The 17,952-nt window shown below is 61.8% G+C and carries 17 protein-coding genes and 1 pseudogene; 14 read left to right on the plus strand and 4 right to left on the minus strand.

What is annotated here, in order from left to right:
- The first annotated feature begins 152 nt into the window (after positions 1-152).
- From AACZ17_RS11335 to AACZ17_RS11360, 6 genes are all read left to right on the plus strand, one after another.
- Entirely contained in the window at positions 153-941 is a 789-nt protein-coding gene (locus AACZ17_RS11335; RefSeq protein ID WP_290746184.1) for an enoyl-CoA hydratase/isomerase family protein, read from the plus strand.
- Positions 942-943: 2 nt separating this feature from the next.
- Entirely contained in the window at positions 944-2,950 is a 2,007-nt protein-coding gene (locus AACZ17_RS11340; protein ID WP_290746187.1) for an acetyl/propionyl/methylcrotonyl-CoA carboxylase subunit alpha, read from the plus strand.
- Positions 2,947-3,852: a hydroxymethylglutaryl-CoA lyase gene (locus AACZ17_RS11345; RefSeq protein ID WP_290746190.1), complete on the plus strand. Its 906-nt coding sequence runs from the start codon at positions 2,947-2,949 to the stop codon at positions 3,850-3,852. The genes AACZ17_RS11340 and AACZ17_RS11345 overlap by 4 nt, the downstream gene beginning before the upstream one ends.
- A 59-nt stretch (positions 3,853-3,911) precedes the next feature.
- Complete coding sequence (locus tag AACZ17_RS11350) at positions 3,912-4,262, plus strand: hypothetical protein (RefSeq protein WP_290746193.1); 351 nt, start codon at positions 3,912-3,914, stop codon at positions 4,260-4,262.
- Positions 4,263-4,363: 101 nt separating this feature from the next.
- Complete coding sequence (locus AACZ17_RS11355; RefSeq protein ID WP_290746196.1) at positions 4,364-5,788, plus strand: AlkA N-terminal domain-containing protein; 1,425 nt, start codon at positions 4,364-4,366, stop codon at positions 5,786-5,788.
- A 61-nt stretch (positions 5,789-5,849) separates the two neighbouring features.
- On the plus strand, positions 5,850-6,335 hold the full coding sequence (locus AACZ17_RS11360) for a methylated-DNA--[protein]-cysteine S-methyltransferase (RefSeq protein ID WP_290746199.1): 486 nt from the start codon (positions 5,850-5,852) through the stop codon (positions 6,333-6,335).
- A 23-nt stretch (positions 6,336-6,358) separates the two neighbouring features.
- Here the strand turns inward: AACZ17_RS11360 and AACZ17_RS11365 are convergent, their stop codons facing one another.
- The 3 genes from AACZ17_RS11365 to cysQ all read right to left on the minus strand — a co-directional run bounded on the left by AACZ17_RS11365 (position 6,359) and on the right by cysQ (position 8,557).
- Positions 6,359-7,306 (minus strand): MBL fold metallo-hydrolase, encoded by a 948-nt coding sequence (locus AACZ17_RS11365; protein ID WP_290746202.1) that lies wholly within the window; start codon positions 7,304-7,306, stop codon positions 6,359-6,361.
- A gap of 34 nt (positions 7,307-7,340) precedes the next feature.
- On the minus strand, positions 7,341-7,595 hold the full coding sequence (locus AACZ17_RS11370; RefSeq protein ID WP_290746205.1) for a YdcH family protein: 255 nt from the start codon (positions 7,593-7,595) through the stop codon (positions 7,341-7,343).
- A gap of 92 nt (positions 7,596-7,687) precedes the next feature.
- A complete protein-coding gene (gene cysQ / locus AACZ17_RS11375) occupies positions 7,688-8,557 on the minus strand; it encodes a 3'(2'),5'-bisphosphate nucleotidase CysQ (protein WP_290746208.1) in 870 nt (289 codons plus the stop codon).
- Between the two features lie 168 nt (positions 8,558-8,725).
- Between cysQ and yrfG the strand changes: the two genes are divergently transcribed.
- The 7 genes from yrfG to AACZ17_RS11410 are packed head-to-tail and all read left to right on the plus strand — an operon-like array spanning position 8,726 to position 15,677.
- Positions 8,726-9,403 carry a GMP/IMP nucleotidase gene (yrfG, locus tag AACZ17_RS11380; RefSeq protein WP_290746211.1) on the plus strand — a complete coding sequence of 226 codons (678 nt, stop codon included), beginning with the start codon at positions 8,726-8,728 and terminating at the stop codon, positions 9,401-9,403.
- Complete coding sequence (locus tag AACZ17_RS11385; protein ID WP_290746214.1) at positions 9,400-9,795, plus strand: S4 domain-containing protein; 396 nt, start codon at positions 9,400-9,402, stop codon at positions 9,793-9,795. The genes yrfG and AACZ17_RS11385 overlap by 4 nt, the downstream gene beginning before the upstream one ends.
- 60 nt (positions 9,796-9,855) lie before the next feature.
- Entirely contained in the window at positions 9,856-11,802 is a 1,947-nt protein-coding gene (gene dxs / locus AACZ17_RS11390; protein ID WP_290746217.1) for a 1-deoxy-D-xylulose-5-phosphate synthase, read from the plus strand.
- 28 nt (positions 11,803-11,830) lie between these two features.
- Complete coding sequence (locus tag AACZ17_RS11395; RefSeq protein WP_290746220.1) at positions 11,831-12,955, plus strand: glycosyltransferase; 1,125 nt, start codon at positions 11,831-11,833, stop codon at positions 12,953-12,955.
- Positions 12,956-12,959: 4 nt separating this feature from the next.
- Positions 12,960-13,874, plus strand: coding sequence for an NAD-dependent epimerase/dehydratase family protein (locus AACZ17_RS11400; protein WP_339638262.1), 915 nt, complete (start codon positions 12,960-12,962; stop codon positions 13,872-13,874).
- Complete coding sequence (locus AACZ17_RS11405; RefSeq protein WP_290746226.1) at positions 13,844-14,896, plus strand: glycosyltransferase; 1,053 nt, start codon at positions 13,844-13,846, stop codon at positions 14,894-14,896. Before AACZ17_RS11400 ends, AACZ17_RS11405 begins: the two co-directional genes overlap by 31 nt.
- Positions 14,886-15,677 carry a glycosyltransferase gene (locus AACZ17_RS11410; protein WP_290746229.1) on the plus strand — a complete coding sequence of 264 codons (792 nt, stop codon included), beginning with the start codon at positions 14,886-14,888 and terminating at the stop codon, positions 15,675-15,677. The genes AACZ17_RS11405 and AACZ17_RS11410 overlap by 11 nt, the downstream gene beginning before the upstream one ends.
- Positions 15,678-15,745: 68 nt before the next feature.
- Here the strand turns inward: AACZ17_RS11410 and AACZ17_RS11415 are convergent, their stop codons facing one another.
- Positions 15,746-16,579 carry a methyltransferase domain-containing protein gene (locus AACZ17_RS11415; protein ID WP_290746231.1) on the minus strand — a complete coding sequence of 278 codons (834 nt, stop codon included), beginning with the start codon at positions 16,577-16,579 and terminating at the stop codon, positions 15,746-15,748.
- Between the two features lie 492 nt (positions 16,580-17,071).
- Here AACZ17_RS11415 and AACZ17_RS11420 point away from each other — a divergent pair.
- Positions 17,072-17,949 (plus strand): annotated as a pseudogene (locus tag AACZ17_RS11420) (IS3 family transposase); the annotation flags it as partial.
- Positions 17,950-17,952 lie beyond the last annotated feature (3 nt).

Here is a 17,952-nt window from a genome sequence, read left to right on the forward strand (position 1 = left end):
CCGTCGGCGGCCATGGATGGCCGCCGCCGAGCCTACATGGACGTACTTGCGGCGGGTCCCGCAGCGCCGGCCCCACCGCCATACTGCCAGCACCAAACCCAAAACCCACAATGTCCAACTGCGCCCACCAAACCGCTGTATAGGAACTTCCGATGACCACCACCGTCCTCACCACCACAGATCACCGCGGCGTTGCCACTGTCACCCTGAACAACCCGACCAAGCACAACGCCTTCGACGACAGCATGATCAGCGCCCTGCGGCTGGCTTTTGACCGACTGCGCGAGCGCGATGATGTGCGCGTGGTGGTACTGCGCTCCGAGGGCAAGCATTTCTCAGCCGGCGCCGATCTGGACTACATGAAACGCATGGCCACCTACGACTACGGCCACAACCTGCACGACGCGGAAATGCTCGCGGGCATGCTGCGCGCGCTCTACGAATTACCCCAGCCGACCATTGCCCGCATCCAGGGAGCGGCGCTGGGCGGCGCCGTGGGGCTGGTGAGCTGCTGTGACATGGCGGTGGCCACACGTGGCGCCAGTTTTGCCCTGTCGGAAGTGAAGATCGGCCTGGTGCCCGCTACCATCAGCCCCTATGTCATACGTGCCATCGGTGAGCGCGCGGCCCGTCGCTATTTCCTCACCGGCGAGCGCTTCGACGCCCACCGGGCGCTGGAGCTGGGCCTGATCAGCGAGGTTGCCGACGAGGAATCGCTGGAGGCCGATGTATCACGGCTGGTTGACGCCATCCTCGGCAACGGGCCCGAGGCCGTGCGCGCGGCGAAGGACCTGATCGCCAGCGTTGCAGGAGAACCGCTGAGCCCGGCACTGGTCGAGGATACCTGCGCCAGGATTGCCCACATTCGGGTCTCTGGCGAAGGCCAGGAAGGCCTCAGCGCCTTTCTGGAAAAGCGCCCCCCCAACTGGCAGGAGACCTAGCCATGTTCGACAAGCTGTTGATCGCCAACCGCGGAGAGATCGCCTGCCGCATCATCCGTACAGCGCGTCGGTTGGGCATCGCCACGGTGGCCGTTTACTCGGACGCGGATCGCAACGCTCTGCACGTGCGCATGGCGGATGAGGCGGTACACATCGGCCCGGCCCCCGCGCGAGAGAGCTACCTGCAGGCCGAGCACATCATTGCTGCGGCGCTTGCCACGGGGGCGCAGGCCATACATCCCGGCTATGGGTTTTTGTCCGAGAACGCCGGCTTCGCGCGCGCCTGTACGGAGCGGGGGCTGGTGTTCGTCGGCCCGCCCAGCGCCGCCATCGAGGCGATGGGCTCCAAGGCTGCCGCCAAGCACATCATGGGCGAAGCGGGCGTACCGCTGGTGCCGGGCTACCACGGTGCGAACCAGGAACCGGTCCTGCTGCGACAGGAAGCCGAGCGCATGGGCTACCCGGTTCTGCTGAAGGCGACCGCCGGCGGCGGCGGCAAGGGCATGCGCCAGGTGTGGTCGGGGGATGAGTTCGACGCGGCACTGGCCGCGGCCCAGCGCGAGGCCAGCGCCAGCTTTGGCGATGCCACCATGCTGGTGGAGAAATACCTGACCCGGCCGCGCCACGTGGAAGTGCAGGTGTTCTGCGACAACCACGGCAACGCCATTTACCTTGCCGAACGCGACTGCTCAGTGCAGCGCAGACACCAGAAAGTCATTGAGGAAGCCCCCGCCCCCGGCATGACAGCTGCGTTGCGCGACGCGATGGGCACCGCCGCCGTGCAGGCTGCACGCGCCATTGACTACCGCGGTGCCGGTACCGTGGAGTTCCTGCTCGACGAAGACGGCAGCTACTACTTCATGGAGATGAACACGCGCCTGCAGGTCGAACACCCGGTGACCGAACTGATCACCGGGCAGGATCTGGTGGAATGGCAGCTGCGGGTAGCCGCCGGCGAGGAGCTGCCACTGCAGCAGCAGGACCTGACGCTGCGCGGCCACGCCTTCGAGGCGCGCATCTACGCCGAGGACCCGGACAACGACTTCCTGCCGGTGACCGGCACCCTTGCCTATCTGCGGGCGCCGGATGAGTCCAGCCATGTACGCGTGGATACCGGCGTGCAGCAGGGTGACGAAATCAGCGTGCACTACGACCCGATGATCGCCAAGCTGATTGTCTGGGATGAATCCCGGGAGCGGGCGCTGCAGCGCCTGTCGACCGCCCTGCGCGACTACCGCATCGGCGGGACCGTCACCAACCTGGATTTTCTATACAACCTGGCCACCGCCGACCCTTTTCGCCGCGCCGAACTGGACACCGGGTTCATCGAACGCCATCAGACGCTGATTTTCCGCCAACGGCAGCAGGATCTGCAGCGGGACCTGCCCATGGCCGCCCTCGCCCTGTTCCTGCATCGCCAGCAGCAGGCAGCGCCGCCCGGCTGCCTTGACCCGTGGTCACCCTGGGGCAGCGGCACAGGCTGGCGCCTCAATGAACCGCACCTCCACCATGTCATGCTGCACTGCCACCAGCACGACGTGAACGCCACACTGGAACCCCTGGCCCGTGGCGGTTTTAGCATCTGCATCGAAGGGCAGCACACCGAACTGCGCGGCGAGTTGCGGGGCGACGAACTGGTTTTCGAGCAGGACGGCCACCGCAGGCGCGCTACCCTGGCATGCACCACGGAGGGTTTTACCCTGTACCTGGCCGACGGTGCCTGCCACTTCCGTGAACTGCGGCCGGACACCGGAGAAACTGCGCAGAACGCGGCGGCAGGCGGCCTGAACGCCCCCATGAACGGGACGGTGGTCAGCCTGTTGGTCGAGCCCGGTAGCGATGTGCAGGCCGGCGCTCCCCTCATGATCATGGAAGCCATGAAAATGGAGCACACCATTCGCGCGCCCGGTGACGGCACCGTGAGCCAGTTCTACTTTGCTCCGGGCGATCTCGTCGACGGCGGCGCTCCGTTGCTGGCCTTCGCCGCAAGCGAGGATGCCCGCGCATGACCCTGCCCACCTCTGTCACCCTCGTCGAAATGGGCCCGCGCGACGGCCTGCAAAACGAATCTGCCCGGATTTCCGTGGCGACCAAACTGCAACTGATTGACGATCTCGCCGCCGCCGGCATCAGGGTGATTGAGGCGGGCAGCTTCGTGAATCCCAAATGGATACCGCAGATGGCGGACAGTGCCGAGGTTTTTCGGGGCCTGCAGCGGCGACCCGGCGTGCGATACACCGCGCTCACACCCAACCTGCAGGGCCTGGAACGGGCACTGGACGCGGGAGCCGATGAAGTGGCCGTCTTCGGCGCCGCTTCGGAGGCCTTCTCACGCAAAAACATCAACTGCGGCATCGCCGAGAGCCTGCAGCGCTTTGAGCCGGTGATGGCGCGTGCGCAGGCCGCCAATGTTGCCGTACGTGGCTATATTTCCTGCGTGCTCGGCTGCCCCTACGAGGGTGCGATTGAGCCCCAGGCGGTGCTGGAGGTGGCACGCGCGCTGCTTGCCATGGGCTGCTACGAGGTATCGCTGGGCGACACCATCGGCACCGGCACTGCGGGCAGTACCCAGCGGCTGCTGGAGACCCTGCTGGCAGACATCCCGGCGCGGCAACTCGCGCTGCACTGCCACGACACCTACGGCCAGGCCCTGGCGAACATCCTGGTAGGGCTGCAACACGGCATCGCGACCATCGATGCCTCGGTCGCCGGTCTCGGTGGCTGCCCCTATGCACGCGGCGCCACGGGCAACGTGGCAACGGAGGATGTGGTGTACATGCTCAACGGTATGGGTATCGACACCGGCATCGACCTGAGCGCGCTGGTCGGCGCCGGTGCACGCATATCGGAGGCCCTGGGACGCCGCAACAGCTCGCGGGCGGCAAACGCCCTGCTAGCCTCCGCGGGCTGATATACACGGGGCCCTGCCGGGCGTGATAAAGTGCGGCGCAAACCGCAGCGGAACGCTCCATGCCCGTCTCCTCCGTCACCCTGCAGCGACAGCTCGCCGCCACCACCGTGGCGGTCAGCGGGGTGCTGCAGATCGCTGCCCTGTGGCAAAACCGGTTGAGTGAAGATCTGCTGGTGACGGCACTGATTGGCAGCATCTACCTGCTGGTTGCGCTGGGCCTGTTCGGCCGCTCACGCTTTGCGCTGGTTGTCGCGGTTGCCACCTGCGGCAGCAGCGCGCTGCTTCTCGCCCCCGACCTGCCGCTCGCGAACTGGTCTCCTCTGCAACAGCTGCGCATTGCGGGCGATGCCATCGTCGCGGTGGTGTGCCTGAACGTGCTCTGGTCGGTACGCCACTTGCCCAGCATCTAGACCACCGGCCGCGGCTACCGCAGGGCAACCCGGCGTGCCTTGCACCAGGTCGGGGCCGATTCTGGCTAGTCAGCACCGCGGGCAGGCGCTAGAGTGCCGCGATGGACACACTCTCCACAGCATTCCCCAGCGAAGGACTCGACCCCGAGACCTGCCGCCGGGCGCGCCTGTCGCGGGATCCGCGCTTCGACGGCGAGTTCTTCCTCGGGGTGCGCAGCACCAGCATCTACTGCCGGCCCATCTGCCCCGCGCGCGCAGCGGCCGAACACAATGTGGTGTACTTCCGGGAGGCCAGCCAGGCTGCCGAGGCGGGCTTTCGCCCCTGCCTGCGCTGCCGCCCGGAGGCGGCACCCGGCAGCGCCGCCTGGCAGGGCAGCTCCGTGACCGTGCAGCGGGCGCTGCGCCTGATTCGTGAGGGCGCCCTGAACACAGCCACGCTGGCCGCGCTGTGTGAGCGCCTGGGCGTCGGCGAGCGGTACCTGCGCAAGCTGTTCCAGCGCGAACTCGGCGTTTCGCCGAATGCCGTCGCGCAGAACCAGCGGCTGCTTTTCGCCCGCCAGCTGTTGCAGGAAACCGCCCTGCCCGTCACCGATATCGCCTTTGCCGCAGGTTTTGGCAGCGTACGGCGCTGCAACAGCGCGTTCCGCGTCAGTTTCGGCAAACCACCCAGTGCCATGCGTCGGGGCCGGGACCCGGCGACACCGGGCCAATCGATCAGGCTGCAGCTGCGCTACCGCCCACCCTACGACTGGGAGGGCGTTCTGGACTTTTTCCAACGGCATGCGGTGAGTGGTGTGGAGTCAGTACAGGACGGCGTGTATCACCGTCAACTGCGCTGGCCGGGGAACGGCGGTGCGATTACCGTGCGCCACCGGCCCGCAGACCGCGCCATCCTGCTTGAGCTGCGGCTTGACCATCTCGCGGACATGATGGCCGTGGTACAGCGGGTGCGGCGCATGTTCGACCTGGATGCCAACCCCGGGGTCATCGCCGACAGCCTCGCCCGGGATCCTGCACTGGCGGCGCTGTTGGAACGCTTTCCCGGGGTACGATCCCCCCTGTGCTGGAGTGCCGAAGAGGCCACCGTTCGGGCAATCGTGGGCCAGCAGGTCAGCATCGGCGCGGCGCGCAGCGTCTGCTCCCGGCTGGCCGATGCCACACGGGAGCCAGGACAGGGTGCCGGCTTTCCAACCGCAGCGGCCATTGCGGCGCTGGACGACAGCCACTTTGCCATGCCCACACGGCGTCGCGACACGCTGCGCGCCGTGTGCCGTCGCCTGGCCAGCGGCGAACCCACGAGCGCGCAGGCGCTGCTGGCAGAGCCGGGCATCGGCCCCTGGACCGTCGCCATGATCGAGATGCGTGGCGAAGGCCGGCCAGATGCCTTCCCGCCCCGGGACCTGGGACTGATGCGCGCCTGGGAGGCACTGCCCGACGCCGAGGCTCCGCTGGACCACGCCTGCGAGCGCTGGCGCCCATGGCGGGCCTATGCCGCCAACCTGCTGTGGCTCAGCCTCGGTGCCTAGCCGGCCGACGCTGCCCGAAGGCGCACCCGCCCCCGAGCCCTCAAACCAGGACACCCCCACCATGCCCATCACCACAGCACGCGTGATAGACAGCCCCCTTGGACCACTGCAACTGGTCGCAACGGGGTCACACCTCAGCGCCATTCATTTTCCCGGCCGCCACGGGGCGTACACGCCGGACGACGGCGCCTGCGCTGTCTTGGAACTGGCCAGCCTGCAGTTGACGGAGTATTTCGCCGGTCAGCGGCGCGCATTCGACCTGCCGCTCGCGGCGGGGGGCACGGCGTTCCAGCAGGCGGTCTGGCAGGCCTTGCGCGAGATTCCCTGGGGCGAACTGCGCAGTTACCGGGACATTGCCTGCGCGCTACGGAACCCGCATGCGGTGCGCGCTGTGGGCGCCGCCAACGGCCGCAACCCGCTGCCGATCGTGGTGCCCTGCCACCGGGTAATAGGCGCCGACGGCAGCCTCACCGGGTTTGCCGGTGGGCTGGAGGCGAAGAGACTGTTGCTGGAACTGGAGGGCAGTCTGCCGACGCGCAGTCGTTAACGCAGCCTGCCCACGGCTGCGGATCAGGGACTGTTGGCGATGAAGCTGATCCAGGTAGCTTCGTTGATGAACCCGCCACCCCAGCTGGCCCACACCTCGCCAAGGCCGGCTTCGGTGATCGACTCCACCGACTCACCCGCCGCGAGTTTGTCGGCGACAAAGGTGGAGGTCAGCTGCAGCATGTCGAGGTAGCGCTCCAGATCCGCCTTCGTGGCCAGGCTGCCGTGGCCGGGAACGATTACGGTACTGCCGTCAACACGCTCAAGCACCGCCTCTACCGCGGCAATATAGCCGGGCACCGTACCGCCGGAGCCGATATCCACAAAGGGGAAACGATCCTTGAAGAACAGGTCCCCCATGTGCACCACGTTCTCCGCCGTAAAGTAGACCACGCTGTCGCCATCGGTGTGGGCCGCGGCATAGTGCTGCACCTCCAGATCGTCACCGTTGAAGTGCACGGCCACGGAATCTCCGTAGGTAACCACCGGCAAAGCACCCTTGGGGCTGGGTTCCACCACGCGGTTCATTGCCGGCATGTCCTGCCGTGTCGCCATACGCTCACGCACCCGGGTGTGAGCGACCACAACCGCGCCCCGATCTGCCCAGAACAGGTTGCCACCCGTGTGGTCGGAGTGCCAGTGGGTGTTCAAGACAAACCGCGGGTTGGCATCCGCGCCGGCGAGGTCGATCAGCGCCGCTTCATAAGCGGGTACCATGTTCGCGTAATCGTCGTCGATGATCAGCAGCCCGTCCTCACCCACCGAGGCGACAACATTCCCGCCACGCCCCTGCAGCAGGTGCAGTGTGCCGGTCAGCGGCGTGGAGGTCACCTCGGGCAGGGGTTCGTGGTTGTCTGCCTGGGCTGGCACAGCAGCGGCCAGGGACAGCGCTGCGCCCAGCAGCACAGCCGACAGCGAGACGCGCTGCCCTGCGGGCAAGGTGGGAAAGATCTGTTTTCGTTTCAACGACATGGGACGTCCTTCTTTGCGGATACGACGGTGACCCCTACGCATTGAGGTCGGGAATAAGATCATCCTTGAGGTGTTCAATGGCGTCCTTCAGACGCAGTTTTTCCTTTTTCAGGCGCTGCAGGAGAATCTGGTTTTTATAGGGGAACTCATAGAGCTCTTCGATCTTTTCATCCAGCGCACGGTGCCGCGCCATCAGCTCCATCAGCCGCATGGCGGGCGTCGGTTCCTCGTTGGCGGCGTCGGTTTCAACGTGGCCGCGTCCAAATGGGATGCGCGGTGGCTCGTTCATTGTGGGGCTGGCTCCTGCACTCGCCGTGTCCTGATCGTGTTCAACTCTATACCTTCCGGGTTTGTCGGCACAAGCACCCCGTTAGTCTTCGCTCACCGAGAGGCGTCGCCGGCAACCTGCCGCTGATGCTCCAGCAGCGCCGGCCAGAGCGCGTTGTGCGCCTCCCCAACCGCCAGAAAATGCGGGCTCAGCAGCGAATCCCGGCAGTTGTAACGCAGCGGCAGGCCGTCCATACCGAGCACACTGCCCCCGGCCGCCTCCACCACCGCCTGGCCGGCCGCAACATCCCATTCACAGCAGGGCGAAAACCGCGGATAGACATCCCCTCGCCCCTCCGCCAACTGGCAGAACTTGAGGGCACTGCCGCTGTTTTCGCGCTGTAGGGTGCCACAACGCGACTCCAGCCACGCCAGACAGGCATCCAGCTGGGCATTGCGATGGCGCCGGCTGGCCAATACCGTCACACCACCCGGAGCGTCGCCCAGCGCCCGGGTCGCCAGCGCCTGCTGCTGCCATCCGCCCCGGGTGTCCGCCGTGAAACGCGCCGACAGTTTGCCCGGTACACCCACACAGGCGACCTTCTGCAGCGGTATATAGAGCACCCCCAGCACAGGCCGGTGCGCGTCGATCAACGCGATATTGATGGTGAACTCGCCCGTACCGGCGATGAACTCCTTGGTGCCATCCAGCGGGTCCACCATCCAGAAGCGGGCCCAGGCATGACGGCGGGCCTTCTGCGCGGGAGATGACTCCTCCGAGAGCAGCGGCAGGTCGGGCGTGAGCGCCGCCAGACCATCGCGCAGGCAGGTATGGGAATCCATATCGGCGTGCGTGAGTGGGGAATTATCCGTTTTGGCGCGCAGACCACTGTCGCCGGGGGCGTGATAATGCTCACAGATCAGCTCTCCTGCCGTCCGGCAGAGTTCGAGAAGCGGAGGGATGAGCGTGGTTAAATCGTGCACGGCGAGCACCTGCAGAATCCAGCGGCGATTGTAACACCCTGTTTTGCTGCGCGCTGTCGCGCCGACCCCTTGCCCGGGGTAAACCCCGCCTGCTCCCAGCCCCCGGCATGCGGCTCGGGCCGAAAAACGGCATACTAGGCTGCCTCGAAACAACGATGAGCCGCTGGCATGATCAACTGGGACAGCATCGATACAGTTCTGCTGGATATGGACGGCACCCTGCTGGACCTGCACTTCGACAATTACTTCTGGCTGGACCACCTGCCCCGCCTGTATGCGGAGAAACACGGTATCCCGGCAGCAGATGCCACCGCTGCCCTGCACGGGCGTTTCGATGGCCGCCAGGGCACGCTGGACTGGTATTCGCTGGATTACTGGAGCGCGCAACTGGACATGGATGTACCGGCGCTGAAGCAGGAACTGCGGCACATGATACGGCTGCGGCCCCACGCCCTCGAGTTTCTGCAGCGGCTGCACGCCGGCCCCCGCGAAGTGGTACTGGTGACCAACGCCCACCGCAAAACACTGGATATCAAGATGGCCCAGGTGGATATCACACCGTGGTTCGACCGCTTGGTGGTGTCGCACGATCTCGCCGCACCCAAGGAGGATCAGGCCTTCTGGCACGCCCTGCAGGCGCTGCACCCGTTCAACCCCGCTCGCACCCTGCTGATTGACGATACCGAGAGTGTGCTGCAGTCAGCGCATGACTATGGCATTGCCCACCTGCTCACCCTGCTGCAACCCGACAGTCAGCTGCAGAAGCGTCTGGACACCCGTTTCCCCGGCATCCATCACTTTGATGAGATCATGCCGGATGCTCATTCTGCGAGTGCTATAACGTGAGCGAGCACAAACTTCGCATCGATAAATGGCTGTGGGCGGCGCGCTTCTTCAAAACCCGCAGCCTGGCCAAAACCGCCATCGAGGGGGGCAAGGTGCAACTGGATGGGCAACGCATCAAGGTGTCCAAGGAAATCACCGTGGGTGACCGACTGCTGATTCGTCAGGGCTGGGACCTGCGGGAAGTGATCGTCGACGCGCTCTCCGACCAGCGCCGTGGCGCCCCGGAGGCCCGCCAGCTTTATACCGAAACCGAGGCCAGTGTCGCGCGCCGCGAGAGTGAGACCGAGGCCCGCAAGGCTGCCGGGGGCATGATAGAACGACCGCTGCACCGGCCGACCAAGAAGCAGCGGCGACAGATCCACCGTTTCAAGGAACTGCCGGGCGACGAGTAAGTGGCAGTGCTAACACACGGAAATGATCGCAATCCTCTCCGAATACGCTAAAATCTGACCATGTTACGCGATATTCCCGTCACACTTCCCACCACGCCCCTACTGAGCGCCGTCGATCAGGGGCGCTCCCTGCGCACGCTGAACGAGACAGAGCTGGCGCAATTGTGCGAAGAGCTGCGCGCCTATCTTCTCTACAGCGTCGGGCAGAGCGGCGGCCACTTTGGTGCCGGCCTCGGTGTGGTAGAGCTGACCGTGGCACTGCACACTGTATACGACACACCACAAGACCGCATCGTGTGGGACGTTGGCCACCAAACCTACCCGCACAAGATTCTCACCGGGCGCATGCAGCAGATGCGCAGCATACGCCAGTCCGGCGGCCTCGCGGGCTTCCCCAAGCGCAGCGAGAGCGAGTACGACACCTTCGGGGTGGGCCACTCATCGACCAGCATCTCCGCCGCCATGGGCATGGCCCTTGCCGCACGGCAGCAAGGCGTTGACCGGCATGTTGTCGCGGTGATCGGCGATGGCGCCATCACGGGCGGCATGGCCATTGAAGCGCTGGCGCACGCGGGCCATGTGCGGCCCAACATGCTGGTGGTCCTCAACGACAACCAGATGTCCATCGGCCACAACACCGGCGGCCTCGCCACCTATTTCGCCAAGATATGGGCCAGCAAGACGTACATCAGCCTGCGAGAGGGCTCCAAGAGGATCCTCAAGCGCATCAAACCCGCCTGGGACCTGGCCAAGCGCACCGAAGAGCATATGAAGGGCATGGTTGCTCCCGGCACCCTGTTTGAAGAGCTGGGCTGGCACTACATTGGCCCGCTGGACGGCCACGACCTGCCGCAACTGCTGCAAACCCTGGAGAACATGAAGGACCTGGAAGGGCCCCAGTTCCTGCACATCCGCACCATGAAAGGGAAGGGCTTCGCACCGGCGGAAAAAGACCCGGTGGGCTACCACGCCATCAACAAGATCGAAGCTGTACCCAAGGGACCGCAGGCCAACCTGCCCGCTCCGCCCGCTGCACCGCGCAAGCCCAAGTTCCAGGACGTATTCGGGCGCTGGCTGTGCGACATGGCCGAGCGGGACCCAAGGCTCGCGGGCATAACGCCAGCCATGTGTGAGGGGTCAGGCATGGTGGAATTCGCCGAACGCTTCCCCCAGCGCTACCACGACGTTGCCATCGCCGAGCAGCACGCCGTCACCCTGGCGGCTGGCATGGCCTGCGATGGCCTGAAGCCCGTTGTGGCAATCTACTCCACCTTTTTACAGCGGGCCTACGACCAGCTCATCCACGATGTCGCCATCCAGAACCTGGACGTCACCTTCGCCATCGACCGCGCTGGCCTGGTGGGCCAGGACGGCCCCACCCACCATGGCGCCTTCGATCTCAGCTACCTGCGCTGCATCCCTAACATGGTGATAGGCGCGCCCTCCGATGAGAATGAATGTCGGCAAATGCTCTACACGGCCTACCAGCACGCGGGCCCCGCGGCAGTCCGCTACCCGCGCGGCACGGGCAAGGGTGCACTGATTGCGGAAACCATGACTGAGCTGCCCATCGGCAAGGCTGTTACCGTGCGCGAGGGCCATCGCGTGGCGATTCTGGCCTTCGGCACCGTGCTGCCGGCAGCGCTCGAAGCCGGAGCTGCCCTGGATGCCACGGTGGTTGATATGCGCTGGGTGAAACCGCTGGATGAAGCCCTGGTGCTGGCGCTTGCTGGGAAGCACGACTTGCTGGTCACCGTGGAAGACAACGCGATTGCCGGTGGTGCGGGCAGCGGGGTTCACGAACTACTCGCGGCGAGGCGCGTCGACACGCCCTGTCTGCATCTGGGCATTCCAGATGCGTTTGTGGAGCACGGCAGCCAGGCCGAGCAATACGCAGCGGCCGGACTGGACGCGGCGGGTATTGTGACAGCGGTGGAATCCCGCCTGATCGACGTGGAGCTTGCGCATGGCGAGGTTCGGGCCAATGCTGTGCCGGTGGTGGGGTGATCGCTTGAACACCGAGGGCGCCTGACACGTGGCCCCCATCAAGGTGCTCTGCGCTGCAACCTCCTATCCTGCGGACACCAGCGACTGGCGCGGGGTATTCATCCGCCATCTGGTCGATGCACTGGCCCGCCGCCCGGATATTCAACTCTCCTTGTGGGCCCCACCGGGCCCCTTGCCAGACAACGTGCGCTACCTCCCCAACCATGATGAAGAGCGCATGCTCTCCGAACTCATGGCCGCCGGGGGCATCGCACATCTGATGAGAAGCCGCAGCCTCAGTGGTTTAACTGCGCCACTCAAACTATTGCGCTCCCTTCACTCAACGTTTCGCAGAGAGTCACAAACCGATCTTTACCACCTGAACTGGCTGCAAACGGCTCTGCCGCTTCCTGCCGATGGAAAACCGGTGCTGGTTACGGTTTTGGGGACGGATTTGAAGCTACTGCAGCTTCCATTGGTGAAATCGTTGCTACGACGAGTGATGCGACAACGTGCGGTAACCATCTGCCCCAATGCCGAGTGGATGCAGGCGCCTCTCGAGAAGGCTTTCGGGGATATTGCACACGTTCAACCGGTTCCCTTCGGCATCGACCCCCTGTGGTATGACATCGAACGAAAACTGGAGCCGAAGCAACCGGTATGGTTGGCGGTCACCCGCCTGACTCGCGACAAACTGGGTCCACTGTTCGAATGGTCAGAACCGCTGTTCAAGGGCAAATCTAGGCAGTTGCACCTTCTGGGACCCATGCAGGAGCAAACAGAAATCCCAAGCTGGGTGCACTACCACGGGCCCGCCACTCCAGTGCAGCTGGAAACCCGGTGGTTCCCCAAGGCGCACGGCCTGATAACGCTCAGCGAGCACGCAGAAGGCCGCCCGCAGGTTATGCTGGAGGCCATGGCCGCAGGCTTGCCCATTCTCGCATCCGATATGCCAGCCCACGCCAGCCTTGTGCAACAAAGCATCACCGGCGAGTTGGTTAGTGACCGGGAAAGCTATGCTACCGCATTGCAAAACCTCGAAAACGAGACGGGTAATGGGCAGTACGGCGCCAGCGCCCGACACTGGGCACAGGAAGCCGTCGGCACATGGGATGACTGTGCGGCGCGCTTTTTAGCGCTCTACAACGAGCTGCTGACACACGCCCATGATTAGCCGTGTGCTGGTCATTGGCGCTGGAGGCTTCATCGGCAGAGCGCTGTGTCAAGCGCTTAATGTCCAAGGCACACGAGTGAAGGCGGTTTCGCGCAGAGGACAGCTCCTGAACCTCCCGGGTATCGAACAGATTGCTAGCGATTGCCGCAACCCCTCCGAGGTGGCCACCTCGCTGGGCGACATCGACGCCGTGGTTTACCTAGCTGCGTGCAGCACACCGGGCAGCAGTGCTGGCAAGCCGTCTGCAGAGCTCAGCGAGAACCTGGCGCCATTGATGGCTACACTTGAGGCGCTGCAGGGCCACCCTTCCATACCTCTCATCTATTTCTCTTCAGCCGGTGCAATCTATGACGAGCAGGCTGCGGTGGCCTCTTGTGAAAGTGACCTGCCGCGGCCTCGCTCCTACCATGGTGCAGCGAAGGTAGCCGCAGAGCAGTTCATTGGAGCCTGGGCAAGGCAGTTTGGTGGAGGCGCAACAATCATAAGGCCTTCCAACGTTTACGGCCCCGGCCAGGCAGAAAAAGCAGGCTTCGGCATCGTGCCAGCAGCCCTCGGCTGCATCAGAAGGGACGAAGCACTGACCGTGTGGGGAGACGGCTCCGCCGTGCGCGACTACCTGTATATTGACGACCTTGTAGACTTGACGCTCGCCGCACTGGAACAGGCATCAGCAAGCGAAGTACGAACACTGAACGCCGCCAGCGGCGAGTGCGTCAGCCTCAACGAGCTTCTCAGCCTCGCCGAGCTGGCGAGCGGCCAAGCCTTGCGAAGACAATATATACTGGGCCGCACGGTGGATGCCAGCAGGGTAAGCATCAGCGCGGACTGCGCTCGCCAGACTTTGGGCTGGCGGCCCGCAGTGCCACTGGCAGAGGGACTCAAGCGAACATGGCTGTGGTTGAACACTACCCCGCTCTAACGCGGCCTGCTGCGCCGCTGGTCTCGGTCTGTATCGCCCACTACAAGGGCCCGGAGTTGATCGCGGCATGTCTTGATTCCGTACTGGCGCAGGACTGTGCTTTCGATCTGGAGATCATCGTGCATGACGATGCGTCTCCGGATGATTCGGTGGCGTTCCTGCGGAAACGTTACCCCCAAGTGGAGCTCCTCGTCAGCGGGGAGAACGCGGGGTTTTGCGTGGCCAACAACCGGATGGTGGCCCATGCGCGAGGCAAGTTTGTGCTGCTGCTCAACAACGATGCTGCGCTGTTCCCCGATGGTCTGACTGTTCTGGCGGACGCGGCAGCACAGCAGGATCCGCCGGGCATTCTCACGCTGCCGCAGTACGACTGGGAAAGCGGCGAACTGGTGGACCGCGGCTGCTTGCTGGACCCCTTCTACAACCCGGTGCCCAACCTAAACCCGGACCGCAGGGACGTGGCGATGGTGATTGGGGCGTGTTTATGGATTGAGAGAGAAGTGTGGGGGCGGCTGGGCGGGTTTCCGGAGTGGTTTGAGTCCGTCGGTGAGGATCTTTATCTGTGTTGCGCGGTTCGTCTTGGTGGTGGGCCTGTGGAAGTTACCTGCGAAAGCGGGTACCGACACAGGCAGGGGCATAGCTTTGGTGGCAACAGAGTGGACGGAAACAAGATCTCTTCCAGCTACCGTCGCCGGCGTCTGAGCGAGCGCAATAAGACCTATGTATTATTCGTAGTCACTCCGACCGGACTGATGTGGCCCCTGCTCGGACTCCACATTCTGCTAGTCTTCGTTGAGGGCCTCATCTTGACTCTGATCAGAAGGGACGGTCGAATCTTGCGTGAAGTATATGCCAATGTATTCACTTCATCGTGGTGTCAAAGAAAACTACTGCAGGAATGCCGGGCTTCAGCACAAAGAATGAGTTCAATCAATCCACGGGATTACTTCCGAACTTTCACCTTGCGCCCGAGAAAATTAACCATGTTGTGGCACTACGGTTGGCCTTCACTTGAGAAATAATGCAGACATCGCTGCGACTTGGCGCTCTACGCTGACCATCGTAATTCCAACCTTCAACTCGATAACAGACCTTCCAGCATGTCTGAAAAGTGTCCAGAGCATACTTGGCCACCTAGTCGGGGAGACCGTTTTCGTCGTCATCCAAGACGGCCTTTCTACAGACGGCACAAAGGAATATGTGGAGAACATTAGTAGTAATGGAATCAGCTTCGTGTCAGAAGAGGACAAAGGCGTCTATGACGCAATGAACAGAGCTGTCGCACGAACGAACACAGAGTGGATATATTTTCTGGGTTCTGATGACCGTCTTCTCCCAGGTTTCGAAGTCATGTTAAGCCAATTGACCAGCACTGATAATATCTATTACGGGAATGTGAGACTTGGAAGTAGTGCAAAACGATATGATGGTTCTTTTTCAACCGTCAAACTCGTATTCCGCAACATCTGTCATCAAAGCATGTTTTTCCCAACACATGTTCTCAAGCAGCATCCTTACTCGCTCGATTATCCAATCAAATCTGACTGGGCTAGTAATATTCGCCTTTTTGCCAGCACACCGTTCCAGCATGTAAATGTGGATGTTGCGCTTTACAATGACAATCACGGATTAAGCTCAACTTATGAAGATAAACAGTTCAAAAGAGATAAGGCGAAATTGTTTCGTGAATTCCACGGCTACTGGTCGAAGCTTCTATGTGACATCTCGCCAACGATAACAAAAATCTATCACCTCGCGACTAGGAAAAAGAAAAAAGGACTCATAGAATTTAGAAACATCTGAAAGCAGACCTATCCGAGACTATATTTACGATTCGCTCAATCACAATCTCCTAAATTTACAGATCTAAGCTATGGTTTCTTCGCAACGATCACGTCTTGATATGAGAAGTGCCTCTCTCTATTTGACCAGCTTCCATGAAGAATTGGCTCCTCAATCACCAACCCCGCATCGACATAGAATCCTCTTACGAGCTCTTCGGATACGGCAATCGTCTGCTCTGGCGTTCGCTTGTGCGTCGACAAGAAGTCGCCGAAATCATAGCAGAAATTTTGCGATGCCTGCTTGGAGAGAATCTGCGCCATCGTGAACTCGTTAATCAAATAGTAAGTTATAAAGCACTTCCCATTTCTTCTCATAACTCGCGAAATCTCATTCAAGTAGGCACTAATGTCATCGGGGCGCATATGACTAAAAACTGACGTAAGAAAAACTACATCGTAGGTACTATTCTCAAAAGGAAGTCGGTATTTTGCCGCCGGCTGGCCATTCTCACGCCCCGCATATGGATTTGATACGTCCGCATGATGAAACAAAAAATTGGGGTATCGTGATGTAATCTCATTCGTACACCACTCAACAGCCTTTTCTACAATTTCAACGCCATCGTAACGACCCGGGGGACTCACTAAATCTGCTAATGCGATAGCCACCCTGCCATAACCACACCCTATTTCAAGGATTGCTGAACTCTTATTCAAACCCGTTGTCACTACCAAGTCGTGCTTGATCGCCGCTCCTATAGCCGCAAAGTCTCCGCCGCCAACCAAAAGCGCCGTCATAGCTGGAGGAGACATCGGCCTCCTGGTCCGGGTGAGCGATCGATAAGCGTCTATGAAAAAATAAAATAAAATTCTGGCGAAACGTTTTAAAAATGGCGGAATGTATTGTAGAGCACTTTTCATATAGTTCTCTGTGCGATAGCTAAACCTACACACCAGCAGTGGGTACGTCCTTAGGCAACCAGTTTTCCCTCAAATGCCGCTGGGCTGAGACTCCCATTGGCGCTGTGTCGGCGTCCTTGATTTTAATCCACTTCGCTACACTCGGATACCGTTTGCCTCATTTCTCCCCAGGTACCGATGTGCCAGCCATAGACTGCCTCCACTGTGAGCCAATGGATGAAGCTCCCTGCGCAGGCATCGCCTTGGCAGCTGCTCCGGCTCATACTGCAACTCATACCATGTTCGCCTGGGACCGCTTGGTAGGCCTTTGAATAAAACTCGCCGCCGCGATCAGAGTGTACACTGATCCCGGTAGGCATACCGCGAAAGCGCAGGGATACTTTCAGTGCATCGCGGACCAACTGCGCCGTCATGCGCTCTGACATTGAGGTGGTTCAATAGATGTGACAAACCCAGTCAAGGAATAATATCCTGAACTGGAGGTGGTACAAGATGGACACGAGGAAGAAGTACTCAAAGGAATTCAAGCTGGATGCGATCAGCCTGGTATTGGAGCAGGGCTACAGCCGCGCAGAAGCTGCGCGCAGTCTGGGCATTAACGCCAACATACTGTGCCGGTGGATCAAGGAGAGCGAGACGGACGATGGCACGGCCTTCCGTGGCAACGGCAAGCTCACAGCGGAGCAGGCTGAGATTCGAAATCTCCGAGGCGAGGTGCGGCGTCTGAAGATGGAGAAAGACATCTTAAAAAAGGCGACGGCCGGAATGCCGGACCACTTCTTTGCCAAGGAAACGCGGTGAAGTACGCGTTCATCACCCTGCACAAGAAGACCTGGCCTGTCGATCTGATGTGCCGACTACTGGGTGTCGCCTACTACCGGCACTGCGTGTATCAAAAATACCGGCAGCCGGATCCGGAGCACGAGGGTATGCTTGCAGCGGTGAAAGCGGTCGCCACGTCCAGTGGTTACAGGTACGGGTCGCGCCGGATGCGGCGGGCGCTGAACGCGCTTGCGTATCCTGTGGGACGACGCAAAACGCGATCCCTGATGCGTGAAGCGCAGGTTCGCGCACGCTACCGAAAGAAGTACAAGGCAACGACGAACAGCAATCACAAGCAGCCGGTATTTGAGAACGTGCTGCAAAGACAGTTCACGGCGGAAGGGCCGGACCAGGCGTGGGTATCTGCCCTGACGTATATATGGACACAGCAAGGCTAGCTGTACCTGACAGTGTTTATCGACCTGTTTAACCGCGAAGTCGTGGGCTGGAGCATTAGCTCACGGATGAAGACAAAAGCAGTGACCGATGCGTTACGCATGGCGCTGTGGCGACGGCGTCCAGCGCCTGGTTTGGTAATGCTTGCGGAGCTT

The organism is uncultured Haliea sp. (assembly GCF_963973825.1).
Lineage (GTDB): Bacteria > Pseudomonadota > Gammaproteobacteria > Pseudomonadales > Halieaceae > Haliea.